At 50.8% G+C, this 18158-nt stretch carries 16 protein-coding genes; 5 read left to right on the top strand and 11 right to left on the bottom strand.

Annotated features, from left to right (window positions below):
- Positions 1 to 20 precede the first annotated feature (20 nt).
- From ftsL to mraZ, 3 genes are read right to left on the bottom strand one after another with little or no spacing between them, the layout of a single operon-like run.
- The gene (gene ftsL, locus ACIPUG_RS07220) at positions 21 to 341 is read right to left on the bottom strand and encodes a cell division protein FtsL (protein ID WP_014916655.1); all 321 of its coding nucleotides are present in this window, start codon (positions 339 to 341) and stop codon (positions 21 to 23) included.
- Entirely contained in the window at positions 338 to 1282 is a 945-nt protein-coding gene (gene rsmH, locus ACIPUG_RS07215; RefSeq protein WP_010681524.1) for a 16S rRNA (cytosine(1402)-N(4))-methyltransferase RsmH, read from the bottom strand. Before rsmH ends, ftsL begins: the two co-directional genes overlap by 4 nt.
- Before the next feature lie 2 nt (positions 1283 to 1284).
- A complete protein-coding gene (gene mraZ, locus ACIPUG_RS07210) occupies positions 1285 to 1743 on the bottom strand; it encodes a division/cell wall cluster transcriptional repressor MraZ (RefSeq protein WP_010298042.1) in 459 nt (152 codons plus the stop codon).
- A gap of 887 nt (positions 1744 to 2630) precedes the next feature.
- Here mraZ and ACIPUG_RS07205 point away from each other — a divergent pair.
- Positions 2631 to 3068, top strand: coding sequence for an L-alanine exporter AlaE (locus ACIPUG_RS07205; protein WP_010681525.1), 438 nt, complete (start codon positions 2631 to 2633; stop codon positions 3066 to 3068).
- 66 nt (positions 3069 to 3134) lie between these two features.
- Here the strand turns inward: ACIPUG_RS07205 and cra are convergent, their stop codons facing one another.
- The 4 genes from cra to ACIPUG_RS07185 all read right to left on the bottom strand — a co-directional run bounded on the left by cra (position 3135) and on the right by ACIPUG_RS07185 (position 8786).
- The gene (cra, locus tag ACIPUG_RS07200; protein WP_039278293.1) at positions 3135 to 4139 is read right to left on the bottom strand and encodes a catabolite repressor/activator; all 1005 of its coding nucleotides are present in this window, start codon (positions 4137 to 4139) and stop codon (positions 3135 to 3137) included.
- 267 nt (positions 4140 to 4406) lie between these two features.
- Entirely contained in the window at positions 4407 to 4898 is a 492-nt protein-coding gene (gene ilvN / locus ACIPUG_RS07195; RefSeq protein ID WP_010681718.1) for an acetolactate synthase small subunit, read from the bottom strand.
- A gap of 2 nt (positions 4899 to 4900) precedes the next feature.
- A complete protein-coding gene (gene ilvI, locus ACIPUG_RS07190) occupies positions 4901 to 6619 on the bottom strand; it encodes an acetolactate synthase 3 large subunit (protein ID WP_014916658.1) in 1719 nt (572 codons plus the stop codon).
- A 361-nt stretch (positions 6620 to 6980) separates the two neighbouring features.
- Positions 6981 to 8786 carry an AMP-dependent synthetase/ligase gene (locus tag ACIPUG_RS07185; protein ID WP_400337995.1) on the bottom strand — a complete coding sequence of 602 codons (1806 nt, stop codon included), beginning with the start codon at positions 8784 to 8786 and terminating at the stop codon, positions 6981 to 6983.
- A 410-nt stretch (positions 8787 to 9196) separates the two neighbouring features.
- Between ACIPUG_RS07185 and leuA the strand changes: the two genes are divergently transcribed.
- The 4 genes from leuA to leuD are packed head-to-tail and all read left to right on the top strand — an operon-like array spanning position 9197 to position 13905.
- Positions 9197 to 10795, top strand: coding sequence for a 2-isopropylmalate synthase (leuA, locus tag ACIPUG_RS07180; RefSeq protein ID WP_039501485.1), 1599 nt, complete (start codon positions 9197 to 9199; stop codon positions 10793 to 10795).
- On the top strand, positions 10795 to 11886 hold the full coding sequence (gene leuB, locus ACIPUG_RS07175) for a 3-isopropylmalate dehydrogenase (RefSeq protein ID WP_010298064.1): 1092 nt from the start codon (positions 10795 to 10797) through the stop codon (positions 11884 to 11886). The genes leuA and leuB overlap by 1 nt, the downstream gene beginning before the upstream one ends.
- Positions 11887 to 11888: 2 nt before the next feature.
- Entirely contained in the window at positions 11889 to 13289 is a 1401-nt protein-coding gene (gene leuC / locus ACIPUG_RS07170) for a 3-isopropylmalate dehydratase large subunit (protein ID WP_180791728.1), read from the top strand.
- A 13-nt stretch (positions 13290 to 13302) separates the two neighbouring features.
- A complete protein-coding gene (gene leuD / locus ACIPUG_RS07165) occupies positions 13303 to 13905 on the top strand; it encodes a 3-isopropylmalate dehydratase small subunit (RefSeq protein WP_039501488.1) in 603 nt (200 codons plus the stop codon).
- 71 nt (positions 13906 to 13976) lie between these two features.
- Here leuD and ACIPUG_RS07160 read toward each other — a convergent pair whose 3' ends face one another.
- The 4 genes from ACIPUG_RS07160 to ACIPUG_RS07145 form a co-directional block, all read right to left on the bottom strand.
- A complete protein-coding gene (locus tag ACIPUG_RS07160) occupies positions 13977 to 14288 on the bottom strand; it encodes an AzlD domain-containing protein (RefSeq protein WP_039465790.1) in 312 nt (103 codons plus the stop codon).
- Entirely contained in the window at positions 14285 to 15019 is a 735-nt protein-coding gene (locus tag ACIPUG_RS07155) for an AzlC family ABC transporter permease (RefSeq protein WP_205533871.1), read from the bottom strand. Before ACIPUG_RS07155 ends, ACIPUG_RS07160 begins: the two co-directional genes overlap by 4 nt.
- A gap of 105 nt (positions 15020 to 15124) precedes the next feature.
- Positions 15125 to 15961, bottom strand: a complete 837-nt coding sequence (locus ACIPUG_RS07150; RefSeq protein WP_014916665.1) for an AraC family transcriptional regulator — start codon at positions 15959 to 15961, stop codon at positions 15125 to 15127.
- A gap of 212 nt (positions 15962 to 16173) precedes the next feature.
- Entirely contained in the window at positions 16174 to 17793 is a 1620-nt protein-coding gene (locus ACIPUG_RS07145; RefSeq protein WP_400337993.1) for a methyl-accepting chemotaxis protein, read from the bottom strand.
- Positions 17794 to 18158: the final 365 nt, after the last annotated feature.

Here is an 18158-nt window from a genome sequence, read left to right as displayed (position 1 = left end):
TAGCTGGTTGCCTATTTAGTTCATTGCTTAACCACAATGTTTTCCTGTGACGGATCAACGTGCCCCATTTGCAGTTTTTCCGTCGCGATCCGCTCCACGCGGCTATGATCCCCTAGTGAGTTTTCCTCCAGGATCAGGTTTCTCCATTCGATATCCAACGCATCACGCTCCAGCAGCAGCTGTTCGCGTTCTGCTGTCAGCAGACGTGTCTTATGCGCCGTGGTGACCACAAAGACCGCAGAAACCAGCACGGCAATCATCAGCAACACCGGGAGCTTTGCATTACGCAGCAAATCCTCACCGATGACGCCGACCAGAGTATGCCGCTCGTTACCGATCACGCTGGCAGTCTCTCAGCGAAGCGCAGAACAGAACTGCGCGCGCGTGGGTTTTCCGCAACTTCTGCTTCCGAAGGCATCAGTTTCTTGCCGACAGCTTTTAGCGTCTGTCCACCCTGGCTGCGTAACTGTTCTTCCGTTAACGGCAGGCCTGCTGGCACCTGTGGCCCGCGGCTCTGATGGCGAATAAACCGTTTCACAATCCGATCTTCTAACGAGTGGAAGCTAATCACAGACAGACGTCCTTGCGGAGCCAGTACGCTCAGTGCGCCTTCTAGCGCACGTTCGATCTCTTCCAATTCGCTATTGATGTAAATGCGGATCGCCTGAAAACTGCGCGTTGCCGGATGCTTATGTTTTTCTCTAATCGGACTGGCGGCAGCGATCAATTCAGCGAGCTCTTTTGTCCGCGTCATCGGGTCGAGACGATTACGCTCCACAATGGCGCGGGCAATGCGCTTGGCAAAACGCTCTTCGCCGAACGTTTTCAAGACCCAGACAATGTCGTCAGCTTCCGCTTTCATCAGCCATTCCGCGGCAGACAAGCCACGTGTCGGATCCATACGCATATCCAACGGGCCATCGCGCATAAATGAGAACCCACGCTCAGGGTCATCAAGCTGAGGAGAAGAAACGCCAAGATCGAGCAGAACGCCATCGATCTGCCCGGTCAGTCCGAGTTCCGCAACATATTCCGCCATCGCGGAAAACGGCCCGTGAATAATAGAGAAACGAGGATCGTCAATTGCCTTGGCGGCTTCAATTGCCTGAGGATCGCGATCGATAGCTAACAGACGTCCTTCCGGCCCCAGTTGGGAAAGAATCAGACGAGAATGACCACCACGGCCAAATGTGCCGTCGATGTATATGCCGCCGCTGCGAATATTCAGGCCATTTACTGCCTCATCCAACAGGACGGTGGTATGTTTATAATTTTCCAGCATGGCTATAGCGATAGGTCCTGCAACCGCTCAGACAAAGGTTCCTGAGTCGACTGTTCAGCGTCAATATCATCCCTGACCTGTTGATACCAAGTCTGTTCATCCCACAGTTCAAACTTGTTGAACTGCCCGACTAGCATCACTTCTTTTTTGAGGTCCGCATGCTGCCTTAACGTATTCGCAATCAACAAACGCCCTGCACTATCCATTTGGCACTCGCTGGCATGCCCCAATAACAAACGCTGAACACGACGTTCAGCAGGGTTCATGCTCGACAAGCGCGACAATTTTTGTTCAATAATTTCCCACTCAGGTAAGGGATAAAGCAGCAGGCATGGCTGATGCAGGTCAATGGTGCAAACCATTTGACCTTGCGATTCCCCGTTCAGCATTTCCCGATATCGGGTAGGCACAGCAAGGCGCCCTTTACTGTCGAGGTTAACCAGCGTAGCCCCACGAAACATACCTGAGTTACCCCTCCATAACCTTTTTCACCACTTTACCCCACAAAATCCCACCTTTAAGAGTGTACGGAGGGTATGAAAACCTTGTCAAGCCAGAGCTGGCGCGCTTTGGGATTATTCCTGAATGAATTGGGGCCGTCATAGAGGTAAAAGGAATAAGGAGTCAGAATTAACAAAGATTAACGTCATGATAATTTGAGGAAAATTCATAACGGAACGGGAACATTGCAAACATATAGCCACCAACTCCGGCATATCGATTATTTTTATTGTCACAAGCTGATACCAAAGGTAGCGGTTTTCAGAATAGTCTTACCAGGCCGAACACCTTGAATACCAAGGCCTATACAAGCCCGCAGCATCATACCGTAGCGGTTAACATCTGCTCAATGTCACATTTTTAACATCAACATCGCCGATTCTTCATTAATCAGCCGATTTACGTTAATTGATGCCCCACCGACGAATGCGGTTTCCTGAAAAGAAAAGCAGGCTCAGGAAATGTGTCGAATACATTAAGCGCCTCTCATCCTCAAAACGCATTAAAAATGGAGTACCACAAGCAACCCTGTTTTATCGGTCATCTACTCACTTCCTTTAATGCTTTAACGCAATTCCTTCCCGCGCAGAAAGGCCTTTCACCAAAAAACCATAACGATTTGTTTTTAAATAATTTTAAATCCCTTGTCGCGATAAAAAAACGGGAAAATTGCCGGGCAGATATAAAGTAGCGGGAAAGTATAAAAAACACTCACAAATAAATATTTTTACCTAGTACAAAGCCAATCATGCAGTGATGTAAACTACACAAACAAAATAAGGCATGACAAAAAACCACACTAAACCATTACACCAGTTTATCCGTCCTAAGAATGGAGCAACCAGGCATGTTTTCCCCGACGTCACGATTGCGAAGTGCCACTGCAGATACCTTTGCGCTCGTTGTCTATTGTTTCATCACCGGCATGGCGATAGAAATCATGCTTTCCGGTATGAGCTTCGAGCAATCGCTGTCTTCACGCTTGTTATCTATCCCCGTCAATATTGCCATTGCCTGGCCGTATGGGCTTTACCGCGATCGCGTGTTGAATATGGCCAGACGTCACGGCGGTGAGCATTTTCTGGTACGCAGCGTCGCCGATCTGTTTGCCTATGTCAGTTTCCAATCCCCGGTTTACGCCATCATTCTCTGGTCTATCGGGGCGAACCCCGCGCAAATCCTGACCGCAGTTACCAGTAATTTGGTGGTGTCGATGGTGACAGGCGTGATATATGGCTACTTTCTGGAATATTGCCGTCGGCTATTCCGGGTCGCCTTGCCGTAAAAGTGAATTGAGGCTGGGTAAGGAAGAAGCGCCATAGCAATCTATGGCGCAAAAAGCAGGTCGAAATTACGCGCGGCTCAAAGAGCCACGACGATACAGATTACGCCGGATGCGATTCAAACCAGGTTTCGGCCTTTTCGGCTCATCCAGACTGGCCAACACCAACTCCAGTACGCGTTCCGCGACTTCACGATGGCGCTGAGCGACAGACAATACCGGACACTCCAGATAATCCAACAGTTCATTGTCCCCAAAGGTCGCGATAGCCAGATTATTCGGCAAACGCCCGTTAATCTTCAGGTTGACGTCCATCACTCCCTGCAATAGCGGGAATGAAGTGGTGAATAACGCTTCGGGCATAGGATTATTTTTCAAATAATCCATAAACGCGGCAGCGGCAGCCACGCGTTCATAGCTATTAGAATAAAGGTAATTCACTTCGCGCGGATCGCCCGCCCACGCCTGACGGAACCCCTGCTCACGCAGGAAGCTGACGGAAAGCTCAGGCAAAGCGCCAAGATAAAGTACCGATTTCGCAGGCACTTTTCTTAATTCCTGCGCCAGCATTTCAGCATCTTCAAGATCGGCTCCCACCACGCTGGTGAAGTGCTCACGATCTAACGCCCTGTCTAACGCAATAATCGGCAGGCTGCCATTTATCCAACGTTGATAAAACGGGTGCTCCGGCGGTAATGCGGTAGAAACAATAATCGCGTCAACCTGGCGCTGCAACAGATGCTCAATACACCGCATCTCATTGTCTGGCTGATCTTCTGAACACGCAATTAATAGCTGATATCCGCGCTGTCTGGCCTGGCGCTCCAGATAATTAGCGATGCGTGTATAGCTGGTATTTTCCAAATCGGGAATAACCAAACCAATTGAACGCGTACGCCCGGCACGTAATCCAGCCGCGACGGCGTTGGGATGATAATTATGCTCCCTGACGACAGCCATGACTTTCTCAACGGTCTTATCGCTAACGCGATATTGTTTTGCTTTCCCGTTAATGACATAGCTGGCTGTCGTGCGTGAAACACCCGCAAGACGCGCGATTTCATCCAGTTTCACGGTAACCCCTTAGTAGGCCGGAAAATAAGTAGGCCGGCTCAATAAATAGTGTGATGACCATAAAATCATCATGGATATGGCGTAGATCTAACAGCAGAAGCTTTTGTACGGCAACTGCTTTTATCACGTTACCGACATATTTCAAGCTGCCATATCAATAATGGATGTCTTTTAAGCTGAATATATTGTGTCTATATAAGATAAGGGAAATAAAAAGGCCCGATACTATTATCGGGCCTCTTAAAAGAAAAAGCAGCGAAAAGTCGATTAACGCATGATTTTATCGCCGCGTGATACGCCGACGATACCAGAGCGCGCCACTTCAACAATTTCGGAGACTTCACGTACGGCACTCAGGAACGCATCCAGCTTATCGCTGGTGCCAGCAAGCTGTACGGTATAAAGCGAAGCGGTGACATCCACGATCTGACCGCGGAAAATATCGGCGCAGCGTTTCACTTCTTCACGACCATAGCCTGTAGCCTGTAGCTTCACCAGCATGATCTCACGCTCAACGTGCGCGCCCTGCCCCAGCTCGCTGACGCGCAGGACATCCACCAGCTTGTGCAGTTGCTTTTCGATCTGCTCCAGCACTTTCTCATCGCCTACCGTCTGGATAGTCATACGAGATAGCGTTGGGTCTTCGGTTGGTGCCACCGTCAGACTTTCGATGTTGTAGCCGCGCTGGGAAAACAGGCCGACGACACGTGACAAGGCGCCTGATTCATTCTCCAGTAATACTGATAAAATCCGACGCATGATCAGGTCCTCTCCGTTTTGCTCAACCACATTTCATCCATCGCCCCGCCGCGAATCTGCATGGGGTAAACATGCTCGCTGCTGTCGATGTTGATATCAACAAACACCAGACGGTCTTTCTGCGCCAGCGCTTGCAACAGCTTGCTTTCCAGTTCGTCCGGCGTATCGATAGAAATCCCGACGTGACCGTACGCTTCAGCCAGCTTGACGAAATCCGGTAATGATTCCATGTAAGAACTGGAATGGCGGCCAGAGTAGATCATGTCCTGCCACTGCTTCACCATGCCGAGGAAACGGTTGTTCAGGTTAATGACCACCACAGGCAGATCATACTGCAGAGCCGTAGAAAGCTCCTGAATATTCATCTGAATACTGCCATCGCCCGTTACGCAAATCACCGTTTCTTCCGGCAGCGCAAGTTTGATGCCCAATGCCGCAGGCAGGCCAAAGCCCATCGTGCCCAGTCCACCGGAGTTCACCCAGCGGCGCGGTAAATCGAACGGATAATACAGCGCAGCGAACATCTGGTGCTGGCCGACATCCGATGCCACATAGGCTTTGCCTTCGGTCAGCCGATGCAGTGTTTCAATCACCGCCTGCGGTTTAATCTTGTCACCTTCGGTGCTGTATTTCAGACAGTGACGCCCACGCCACTGTTCGATACCCTGCCACCAGTCACGCAGCGCATCAAACTGCTGCGGTGCGCCATCCTGTGCCAGCAACTCCAACATCAGGGTTAATACTTGTTTAGCATCGCCCACGATAGGGATATCGGCGTTTACCGTTTTGGAAATCGACGCGGGGTCGACATCAATGTGCAGAACCGTCGCATTCGGGCAGTACTTCGCCAGATTGTTCGTTGTTCGGTCGTCGAAACGTACCCCTACGGCGAAAATCACATCGGCGTTATGCATAGCCGTATTGGCTTCATATGTCCCGTGCATCCCCAGCATACCGAGGCACTGACGGTGCGTGCCAGGAAAGCCGCCCAGACCCATCAGGGAGGTTGTCACTGGCAGATTAAGTTTTTCCGCCAGCGTCAGCAGTTCTTCGTGACACTCCGCATTAATTACGCCACCGCCGCTGTAGATAATCGGTTTTTTTGCCGCCAGCAGGGTTTGCAACGCGCGACGAATCTGACCTTTGTGCCCTTGAACCGTCGGATTATAGGAACGCATGCTGACGCTTTCAGGATAAACGTACGGCAGTTTATTCGCCGGATTCATGACGTCTTTCGGTAGATCGACCACCACCGGTCCTGGACGTCCAGTCGATGCCAGATAAAACGCTTTTTTCAGAATCGTCGGGACATCTTCCGCTTTCTTGACCAGAAAACTGTGCTTCACAATAGGGCGGGAAATGCCCACCGTGTCGCATTCCTGAAAGGAGTCATAGCCAATCAGCGAAGTCGCAACCTGACCGGACAACACCACCATAGGAATGGAGTCCATATAGGCAGTAGCGATACCGGTAATCGCGTTGGTCGCACCAGGACCAGACGTGACCAGCACGACGCCGACCTCACCCGTCGCGCGCGCATAGCCATCCGCCATATGTACCGCACCTTGCTCATGCCGCACCAAAATATGCTCGATACCACCAACCGTATGCAGGGCGTCGTAAATATCCAACACCGCACCGCCCGGATAACCGAACACATGTTTTACGCCCTGATCGATCAACGATCGGACCACCATTTCGGCGCCTGACAACATCTCCATGGGTCTGCCTCTTTTGTTCAGAAAGCGGAATCCGCTTCTGTATTGATCGGGAGAAATCCCCGAGCTCACATTGTATTAATACTGTTAACTTTTAGTACAAGAATACGAAATATTATAGGGATTACTGATAACCCATTAACATAACGCCAGATTATGACGCAGACAAACGGCAAAAAACCACCGCCCTTAATCGTGCCTAGGGGAAATCGAACGTGAGGGAAAAAGGAACTGAGATAAAATACTAACTGGAAACCTTCAGACCTGAGAGATCGTCCATGAAGGCCATAAATTACAGAGTGAAATATTGAGGCCGAAAACCACATTTCTTTTCAGGAAACGCGCTTCTCGGCCTACGACATCATCAAGACTCGGCGTACATTGCATCAATTTCCAGCTGGTAACGCTGGTTGATGATCTTCCTGCGCAGCTTGAGCGTTGGCGTCAGCTCCCCTTCTGCCATCGAAAACGGCACAGGCAGCAGCGTGAATTTCTTCACCTGCTCCACGCGGGAAAGCTCTTTCTGCATCTCCCGCAAGCGCTGCTCGAACAGCTCAATAATATGGCTGTGGCGCAGCAGCTCCAGACGATCGTGGTACTTCAGATTGATGGAATGAGCGTATTCTTCCAATGCTTCGAAGCAGGGAACAATCAGCGCAGACACGTACTTACGCGTGTCCGCAATAATCGCAACCTGCTCGATGAAGCGATCCTGTCCCAGCGTGCCTTCCAGATGCTGCGGGGCAATATATTTACCGCCGGAGGTTTTCATCAGATCTTTCAACCGTTCGGTAATAAACAGGTTACCGTTGGCATCCAGTTCCCCCGCATCGCCGGTTTTCAGCCAGCCATCTTCGGTAAAAGTGTCTGCGGTTTCCTGCGGACGGTGGAAATAACCCCGCATGATGGTCGCACCGCGCACCTGAATCTCTTTTTCCTCGCCAATGCGGACCTCAATGCCCGGCAGCGGCGTACCAATAGAGCCCAGGCGGAAGCGACCTTCCTCCCAGCAGGAAACCGTCGCACAGGTTTCGGTCATGCCGTAGCCATAAATGATGCGAATCCCGATCGACCGGAAAAACAGAATGATGTTGTCATCCAGTCGCGCGCCTGCGGCTGGCATAAAGCGAATCTCGCCCCCCAGCAACTGGCGCAGTTTTCCTAACACCAGACGGTCTGCATAGTGGTGCATAACGCGACGGAAAAGACCGCCCTTCTTCGCGGTCTGGCTCGCCAGAAAAGCGCGTTGCCCCTGCGCGATAGCCCAGTTAAATAGCCGCTGGCGATACCACGGCGCCTGCGCCACTTTTTCATGGATGGCGCTATACACTTTCTCATAAAAACGCGGTACGGCGCACATCACGGTAGGCTTCACCGTCTGCATTGCCTCACGCACCAGATTCGTGTTGCTGAGATACACGTTCTGCGCGCCGCGGTGCATAATGACAAAGCTCCAGGCGCGCTCAAATACGTGGGAAAGCGGTAAGAAACAGAGCGATACGTCATTTTCTGACATATCCAGACGATCGTCATGCAGCTTAAGCTGCATCGCCATGTTGGTGTAATCCAGCATGACGCCTTTTGGCTCACCGGTAGTGCCAGAGGTATAAATCAGCGTAAAGAGATCGTTGAGATCGCGGCTGTCGATACGCGCTTGCCATTCATCACGCCAGAAATCGTCTACCGCCTGCGCTTCAAATTCATGCAGGGATTGTGCGATGTCGCTACCGCGCAGGTTAACGCCTTCATCCATCACGATGATGTTTCGCAGTTGCGGGCACGTGTCCCGCAGCGCCAGCAGCGCATCCAGTTGCTCCTGGCCACCGACGAATATCGTACGGATATCCGCATCGTTGATGATGAATGCCGCCTGTGCCGACGTATTCGTGGCATAGATTGGCACGCTGATCGCACGCAGGTGCAACAGCGCCAGATCGGCCAGCGACCAGTTCATTGAGTTATGAGAGAAAATCGCAACCCGTTCCTGAACATCCAGCCCTAACGCTAAGAGCGCGCTGGCAATGCGCTGAATGCGCTGCCCGGCCTGTGTCCAGGTGAGCTGCTGTTCGCCCGCAGGCGTCCACTCGCGCAACGTAATGCGGCCTGCGCAGTGATTGATTCGATCTTGGACCCGGTGCACCACATGGTATGGCTGTAAATGATTATTCATCTGTAAAAGAATTTCTAAGGGGGAAGAATTTGACAGCGTTTCAGCGTACAGCTGTACATTATTTGGCGTGCAGTCTACCGCCAATGTTCAAAACCGCAACGATCTTTCGTTCATTCGGCGCAGGCTATCGCTGGTTTACTTGATGCACGTCACACCAATCAAAAGTTGACATAACCCTGATAATCGCGTACCAATAAAGGAACACCGAATTTTAGATGACGAGACACTATGTTCAACTTTACTGTCCTACTAGGCCTACTACTAAACGCATCCTTCTTGCGCGGTAGGTTTGTGGGCAGAGTTCAGAACTAAGTTTCTCGCCACACGATACAAAAACCCGCGCTGATGCGCGGGTTTTTTTTTACTCGCCGAGCGCCAAGTACAAGTAGACACGACAAGGAACTAAACCGATGAGCGAGCAAGTCATTATTTTCGATACCACATTACGCGATGGTGAACAGGCTTTACAGGCGAGTCTGAGTGTAAAAGAAAAGCTGCAAATTGCCTTCGCCCTGGAACGTATGGGCGTTGATGTCATGGAAGTCGGCTTTCCTGTTTCCTCTCCCGGCGACTTTGAATCTGTTCAGACGATCGCCCGTAACATCAAAAACAGTCGTGTGTGTGGCCTGACCCGCTGCGTCGAGAAGGACATCGATGTCGCAGCAGAAGCGCTGCGTGTCGCAGAAGCGTTCCGTATCCACACCTTTATCGCGACCTCGCCGATGCACATCGCCACGAAGCTGCGCAGCACGCTGGATGAAGTGATCGAACGCGCCATTTACATGATCAAACGCGCGCGTAACTACACAGACGACGTTGAATTTTCCTGCGAAGATGCGGGCCGCACGCCGATCCCAGACCTGTGTCGCGTGGTTGAAGCTGCTATCAACGCCGGTGCTCGCACCATCAATATTCCTGACACCGTCGGCTACACCATGCCGCATGAGTTCGGCAACATCATCTCCTCTTTGTACCAACGCGTTCCTAATATCGATAAAGCCATTATTTCCGTTCACACTCATGACGATCTGGGTCTGGCCGTTGGCAACGCTATGGCAGCAGTGCACGCCGGCGCTCGTCAGGTAGAAGGCACCCTGAACGGTATCGGCGAACGCGCGGGTAACTGTTCACTGGAAGAAGTCATCATGGCGATCAAAACCCGCCATAACATCCTGAATGTGCACACCAACATCAATCATCAGGAAATCTACCGCACCAGCCAGTTGGTCAGCCAGATTTGCAATATGCCTATCCCCGCTAACAAAGCGGTTGTGGGTGCCAATGCTTTCGCTCACTCCTCTGGTATTCACCAGGATGGCGTGCTGAAGAACCGTGAAAACTACGAAATCATGACGCCGGAATCCATCGGCCTGAAAGAAGTCCAGTTGAACCTGACTTCCCGTTCCGGTCGCGCGGCGGTGAAACACCGCATGGAAGAAATGGGCTATCAGGACAGCGATTACAATCTGGACGATTTGTACTCTGCCTTCCTGAAACTGGCAGACAAGAAAGGTCAGGTCTTTGATTACGATCTGGAAGCGCTGGCCTTTATCAGCCGTCAGCAGGAAGAGCCTGAGTTCTACCATCTGGATTATTTCAGCGTTCAGTCCGGTTCCAGCGTGATGGCAACCGCCTCTGTCAAACTGATCTGCGGCGAAGAAACCCAGTCAGAAGCCGCAACGGGTAATGGCCCGGTAGATGCCGTTTATCAGGCGATCAACCGCATTACGGGTTATCAGGTTTCGCTGGTCAAATACCAACTGACCGCCAAAGGTCAGGGGCGCGATGCACTGGGTCAGGTTGATATTGTCGCGGATTATCAGGGGCGTCGCTTCCACGGCGTCGGTCTGGCAACGGATATCGTTGAATCTTCCGCGCAGGCAATGGTAAATGTATTAAACAACATCAAACGTGCTCAGCAGGTAGAAAAAGAAATTCAACGTCTGCAGCAGCACAGTAACCAACAACAAAACGATAGCAAACAACAAAACAGTCAGGAAACAGTGTGATGACAAAGAGCTACCATATCGCCGTTTTACCCGGAGACGGCATTGGCCCGGAAGTAATGGCGCAGGCCCATAAAGTACTGGATGCGGTACGTCAGCGTTTTGGCATCCGCATTACCACCAGCGAATATGACGTTGGCGGTATCGCCATTGACCGTCAGGGCACACCGCTGCCGCAGGCGACCGTTGCAGGCTGTGAGCAGGCCGATGCGATTCTGTTTGGTTCCGTGGGCGGCCCGAAATGGGAACACCTGCCACCGGCAGAACAGCCGGAGCGCGGTGCGTTATTGCCTCTGCGTAAGCACTTCAAACTGTTCAGCAACCTGCGCCCTGCTCGTCTGTATCAGGGGCTGGAAGCGTTTTGTCCGCTGCGTAGCGATATCGCCGCGAAAGGCTTTGATATCCTGTGCGTCCGCGAACTGACGGGTGGGATCTACTTCGGCCAACCAAAAGGTCGTGAAGGTAGCGGTCAGTATGAGCGCGCTTTCGATACCGAGGTGTATCACCGTTTTGAAATTGAGCGCATCGCGCACATCGCGTTTGAATCTGCTCGCAAACGTCGCAGCATCGTGACCTCCATCGATAAAGCCAACGTGCTGCAAAGCTCGATTCTGTGGCGCGAGATCGTGAATGAAGTTGCCAAAGCCTATCCAGATGTGAAGCTGTCCCATCTGTATATCGATAACGCGACAATGCAGTTAATTAAAGATCCGTCTCAGTTTGACGTGATGCTGTGTTCTAACCTGTTCGGAGACATTCTGTCCGACGAGTGCGCCATGATTACCGGTTCAATGGGCATGCTGCCTTCCGCAAGCCTGAACGAACAAGGCTTCGGTTTGTACGAGCCAGCTGGCGGTTCCGCACCGGATATCGCGGGTAAAGATATTGCTAATCCGATTGCACAGATTCTGTCGCTGGCGCTGCTGCTGCGCTACAGCCTGGGTGCAGATGATGCCGCAGAAGCGATCGAAAAAGCCGTTAATACCGCACTGGCTGAAGGCTATCGTACTGCCGATCTGGCAAGCACCGGCAGCGCGATCGGCACTAATGAAATGGGCGACGTGATTGCGCGTTTTGTCGCGCAAGGGGCATAACCATGGGTAAGACGTTATATCAAAAATTGTTCGAAGCGCACGTGGTTCATGAAGCGCCGAACGAAACGCCGCTGCTGTACATCGATAGGCATCTGGTACACGAGGTGACTTCCCCACAGGCCTTCGACGGCCTGCGCGCGATGAGCCGTAAGGTTCGTCAACCGGGGAAAACCTTCGCGACAATGGATCACAACGTGTCCACGCAGACCAAAGACATCAACGCCAGTGGCGAGATGGCCCGTATTCAGATGCAGGAGTTAATCAAAAACTGTGCGGAATTCGGCGTTCAGCTGTATGACCTGAACCACCCGTATCAGGGCATCGTTCACGTTATCGGGCCTGAACAAGGGATGACCTTGCCGGGCATGACCATCGTCTGCGGTGACTCGCACACGGCAACGCACGGCGCATTTGGTTCACTGGCTTTCGGTATCGGTACGTCGGAAGTGGAACATGTGCTGGCGACGCAAACCCTGAAGCAGGGTCGCGCTAAAACCATGAAGATTGAAGTCACCGGCGATGCACCACACGGCATCACCGCGAAAGACATCGTGCTGGCGATCATCGGTAAAACCGGTAGCGCAGGCGGCACCGGTCATGTGGTTGAATTCTGCGGTACCGCTATTCGTGCGCTGAGCATGGAAGGCCGTATGACGCTGTGTAATATGGCGATTGAAATGGGCGCGAAGGCAGGTCTGGTCGCACCGGACGAGACGACCTTCAGCTACCTGAAAGGCCGTCAGTTTGCACCGAAAGATGCCAACTGGGATGCCGCCGTTGCGTACTGGAGCACGCTGAAATCCGATGATGACGCGCAGTTCGACACGATCGTCACGCTGGACGCCGCTCAGATCGCGCCACAGGTCACCTGGGGCACCAACCCCGGTCAGGTTATCGCCGTCAATCAGGAAATCCCTAGCCCTGACTCTTTCAGCGATCCGGTAGAACGCGCCTCCGCGGCCAAAGCACTGGCCTATATGGATCTGCAACCCGGTATTAAACTGACTGACGTGAAGATCGATAAAGTCTTCATTGGCTCCTGCACCAACTCGCGTATCGAAGATTTACGCGCTGCGGCAGAAATCGCCAAAGGGCGTAAAGTCGCCGCTGGCGTTCAGGCTATCGTCGTACCCGGTTCCGGCCCGGTAAAAACCATGGCGGAGCTGGAAGGGCTGGATAAAGTGTTCATCGAGGCGGGCTTTGAGTGGCGTTTACCGGGCTGCTCCATGTGTCTGGCGATGAACAATGACCGTCTGAACCCCGGCGAACGTTGTGCATCAACCAGCAACCGTAACTTTGAAGGCCGTCAGGGTCGCGCTGGCCGCACCCATCTGGTCAGCCCGGCAATGGCTGCGGCTGCCGCAGTGACGGGTCGCTTTGCCGACGTCCGCGAGTTGAATTAAGAGAGAAACCGACATGGCTAAATTTACTCAACACACAGGTCTGGTGGTTCCTCTGGATGCCGCTAACGTCGATACTGACGCCATCATTCCCAAGCAGTTTCTGCAAAAGGTGACGCGTACTGGTTTCGGCCAACACCTGTTCCACGACTGGCGCTTTCTGGACGATGCGGGCCAACAGCCTAACCCTGATTTTGTGCTGAATCAGCCGCATTACAAAGGGGCGAGTATCCTGCTGGCGCGGGAAAACTTCGGCTGCGGCTCTTCCCGTGAGCACGCGCCGTGGGCGCTGACCGATTACGGCTTCAAAGTCGTTATCGCCCCAAGCTTCGCCGATATCTTCTACGGTAACTCGTTTAACAACCAGCTGCTGCCGGTGAAACTGAGCGACGAGGAAGTGGACGAGCTGTTCAAGCTGGTTGACGGTCAGGAAGGGATTACCTTCACCGTTGATCTGGAAAATCAGGTTGTTCAGGCGGGCAGCAAAAGCTATCCGTTCGAAATCGACAGCTTCCGCCGTCACTGCATGATCAACGGATTAGACAGCATCGGCCTGACGCTGCAACACGAAGCGTCTATTACCGAGTATGAAAAGAATCAGCCTGCATTTTTGAACTGATTCAAGATTACAGATAGCCCGAAGCCCGCACACTTCCCCTGCGGGCTTTTTCTTTTGGAAGAATGGGTGGATTACAGCAGCGAGGCTATCAGATAAAAAGCCAGCATACTCAAGAGCACCGCGCCCACAATATTTCTGATAAAGAATGAAATTACGACACTCACTATCGCGCCGAGAAAATACGGGTTATCAGGAAAGGCGCGAATCACGCCGTGGTCCATTAAAATAATCGGTCCACAAATCGCAGTGAGTAAACAAGGTGCTGAATACTTTAATGCACGATGGAGTAAAACCGGAATTTTTACCGGTACGGCGGGCTCAAGAAAAATATAGCGATTAAAAAACACGATCCCTGCCAAAACGAATATCAATAACCAGCTCATTTTTCTTCCTTAAGCACAGACGCAATGAACACAGAGAAAAACATACCGCCGACGCCAGCAATAGCAATGGCACCTTCTACCTTGAAATAGGTCAACAGCATCGACAACAACAGAGAAAACAGGACGCCAGAAAAGGTGCTGATTTTCTTTATCATCGGCACAACAATGGTGATAAACGTGGCAACGATAGAATAATCAAGATGATACTTATCCAAATCGGGCACAGATGACGCCATGACCACGCCAAGAATACTGAAGATATTCCAAAAAATATAAAAGGTGAAACCCGCACCAATTAAATAGCTGGTACTAACGTTGTTCTTTCTGTCTTTCTTTTCACTGAGTGCAAAAAGCTCGTCTGATAATAAAAAACCGATAGGAAGGCGCTTTCTCAATTTCAACGTTGAAACGTATTCACGTAACGTCAGGCCATATATCAGGTGCTGCGCGGTGATAAAAAAAACGGAGATTAATAGCGTCGCGACATTCGCCCCGGACATGAGCAACCCGAGCGAGACAAGCTGCGCCGCCCCCGCGAAAATAATCGCGGACATCCCGATACTTTGCCCAACGGATAATCCCGACTGGATAGCCATAGAGCCAGCTAAAATTCCCCAGGGCACCACGGACAAACAGAGCGGAAGCATTTCAACTACCCCCGTCATAAAATGCTTCCACGGACTAACAGTGTTTTTTGATTCAGACGATGAACGGGCTACGGTGTTTTCCATATCACATTGCACTACCATAAAAATATCGATAGCGGAAAACTAACAAAACGTTTTTTAAGAGTATTGGATGAATTTGCTGCGCCCCAGAATAGGGGGCGAGTATAACTACAGATTGCCTTTAGCAAACTCGCCCGGCGTCAGCCCCAACGAATTTTTGAAATGGCGATGGAAGTGGCTCTGATCGGTAAAACCGCACCGTACGGAAACATCGAGGATCGCATCGCCTTTACGCAACAGTGCCTTAGCCTTGCGTAGCCGTGCCTGAATCAAGTAGGCGTGAGGCGTAATCCCCACCACCGCTTTAAACTGTCGTAAGAAGTGCCACACACTGAGTTCGGCCAGCGCAGCCAATTCAACGAGAGCCAGTTCTCTTTCAGGATAGCTATCCATAAACGCTTTAACGTTCAATATATTTTGGGTCGCAACGGGCAGCATCTGTGGCGTCAGACGCGTCTTGCTGTAGCGCATCGTCAGCCAGGTTAATGACGACAACAACAGCGTTTCTTTCAAGAGCATATTGCCCGGCTGAGCGAGCATATTGAACGTCATGAGCAGTTGATCAGACAGCCCTGGGTCGTGAACAACCGCATCGGGAAACCACGGGATGGAATCCTTTGAGCGTTGCAGATCTTGATTAATCGAACGAAAAAGATCGGGATGCGGATAAATGGCGCGATAGGCCCAGCCGGTTTCGACCTCCGAACTCCCCGTGTGTACATCGTCCGCATTCACCAGAATGATGTCACCTTTAGGCGCAACATGTTCTGCACCGGAGCGATAAAAACGCTGAGCTCCCTGCTCAATCACACTGATGCAATACGTATCATGCACATGGCGAGGAAAACGCTGCTGGTAGTACTGCGCCTGCAACATATCCAGACCACCTAATGCCTCCAGGTGTCTGAAATGTGTTTGCTCTTGCACTACCGGCTTTTTATGCACGCGTTAATCCTCTTATCGTTTGTACAAAATTGCTCTGGCGGAAGCGACATGTGCGTACTTCTTTATAGCCAGAAACAGCTGACCTGTTTCACTGATTCTATCAGAAGCGGATTCACATCCCCATGCTCGAAAAAACAACGAAAAAAAAGCCAGCGACAAAGCCGCTGGCCATTGATGACGCATTCTCGTCTTTATGTCTTTTACCAACCGGGTTACATCAGATGAAATCGGGACACGCCAAGATTCAACCGTTCGGCCTGCTGCTCAAGCGATGCAGCAGACGAGGAAGCCTCCAGCACCAGCGTCGCGTTCTGTTGTGTGACCCGATCCATTTCTGATATCGCTAACGACACCTGATTGATACCACTGCTCTGTTCATCAGATGCCAGCGCGATCTCATTCATGATACGGGTGACGTTATTAATTTCAGCCACAATCTCGGCCATCGCTTTACCCGCTTCGGATGCCAGCGTCGTCCCCTCAGTCACTCTGGCTTCGGATTCTTTAATCAGCGCGGCAATTTCCGTTGCGGCGTTAGCCGAGCGCTGTGCCAGATTACGCACCTCTCCTGCGACTACCGCAAATCCTTTACCCTGCTCGCCCGCTCTCGCGGCTTCAACCGCCGCATTCAGTGCCAGAATATTGGTCTGGAATGCAATCCCGTTAATGAGCGCAATAATCTCAGAAATCTTGTCTGAACTCTTGGCGATATCTGCCATAGATCCCACAACCTGTTCAACAATGCCGCCACCGTTCACCGCTTTGGATGAGGTCTCCGTCGCCACAACACTTGCATGGTGCGCATTATCGGTATTCTGCTTCACGGCAGCCGTGAGCTGCTCCATGCTGGCCGCCGTTTCCGCCAACGCTGCAGCCTGCTGCTCCGTTCGTGCAGACAAATCCGTATTACCGACGGCAATTTTCGTCGAACTGCTGTGAATCGACTCTGCACTGTCGCGTACCGAGCCAACCGTTTCGGAGAGCGAGTCCTGCATTTGCTGGATGTTGTTCCCCAAAATACCGATTTCATTCCGTCCGGCATCCACACTCGGGCGTGTTAAATCTCCGTGCGCAATTGCCTGTATGCGTGATACCCAATACTGCACTGGATTAATAATGACCCGACGAATGACGAAGAACGTCATGCCCGTTAATACGATCGCCAGAATAAAGGCGCCTATCATGAGCGTATAGCCCAGAGTGGAATTCCTTTCAGCCGTCACATTAATATTTTTTGCCATCTCAACCCGATAAAGATAAGACGCTTTCAACGGCACATCATACTCATCATCCAATTTAGACAGGGTCGTCGACTCAAATGCATTGAGTTCTTCAACATTGCCCTTCTTCGCTATGTCAAACATGGGTTTAATACCGCGTTCAACATAATCGCCATAGCGCGCTTTTAATTCATTATCGCGGGCGAGTTCAACATCTGAGCGAACTGACCTATTTTGATACCCATTAAACATTTGCTGAGACAGCGACAGACGCTCTTCTGCCGCTTTCATACTCGCATTGTAGTTATCCGTAAGGCCATTACGTAAGTGATTCACAGCATGGAGCAAATTCATACGCGCTGCACGCATATGATTAGCACTATCAACCAGTTCCATTCGAACATTCAATTCCAATGTCGAACTATTTAACGATTGTTCAGCCTGTTTAAGAAAATAGGACGATGTGGAAACTGCCAAGGCAAAAAGAAGTAAAACACCAGCAAAAACAATGACGAAAAGGGGCGTCAGTTTGATATTGTGCACACCAGGTGCAGCGTGCCAGGGTTCTGGTTTTTCGTAAATCGCTATTGACTGATAAGGAACATCGCTCATTTTTACATCCGTCGAGTTATTCAAAAAATTGCTGTGAAGTAAATTGCTGGTAAGCAAGAAAAAAATAAAACGCTGCTATATGTTACAGACTATTTAAAGATTGTGACAATGTGCGTTAAACGCAAGATAAAAAACAATGGACTATAAAAAATAATTTTATCCATAGGAGCGTCATCACAAAAAACCACCTATAATTTCAACAAAAATAGTTTCCCCAAAAAACAATTCATAATAAAAACCATTACACTCAATTAGTGAATTATTTTAGTCATTATTCTTACATTAATATTAATTATAAGAGAAAAAAATAGATTAACGGCGTCATTCTTTTTTATTGAGAATAAACACGCTTTAACATTCAATAT

Origin of the sequence: Pectobacterium sp. CHL-2024, assembly GCF_044751765.1 — a bacterium.
In the GTDB taxonomy this organism is placed as follows: domain Bacteria; phylum Pseudomonadota; class Gammaproteobacteria; order Enterobacterales; family Enterobacteriaceae; genus Pectobacterium; species Pectobacterium brasiliense.
This window is presented reverse-complemented; position numbering and strand designations above follow the sequence as displayed.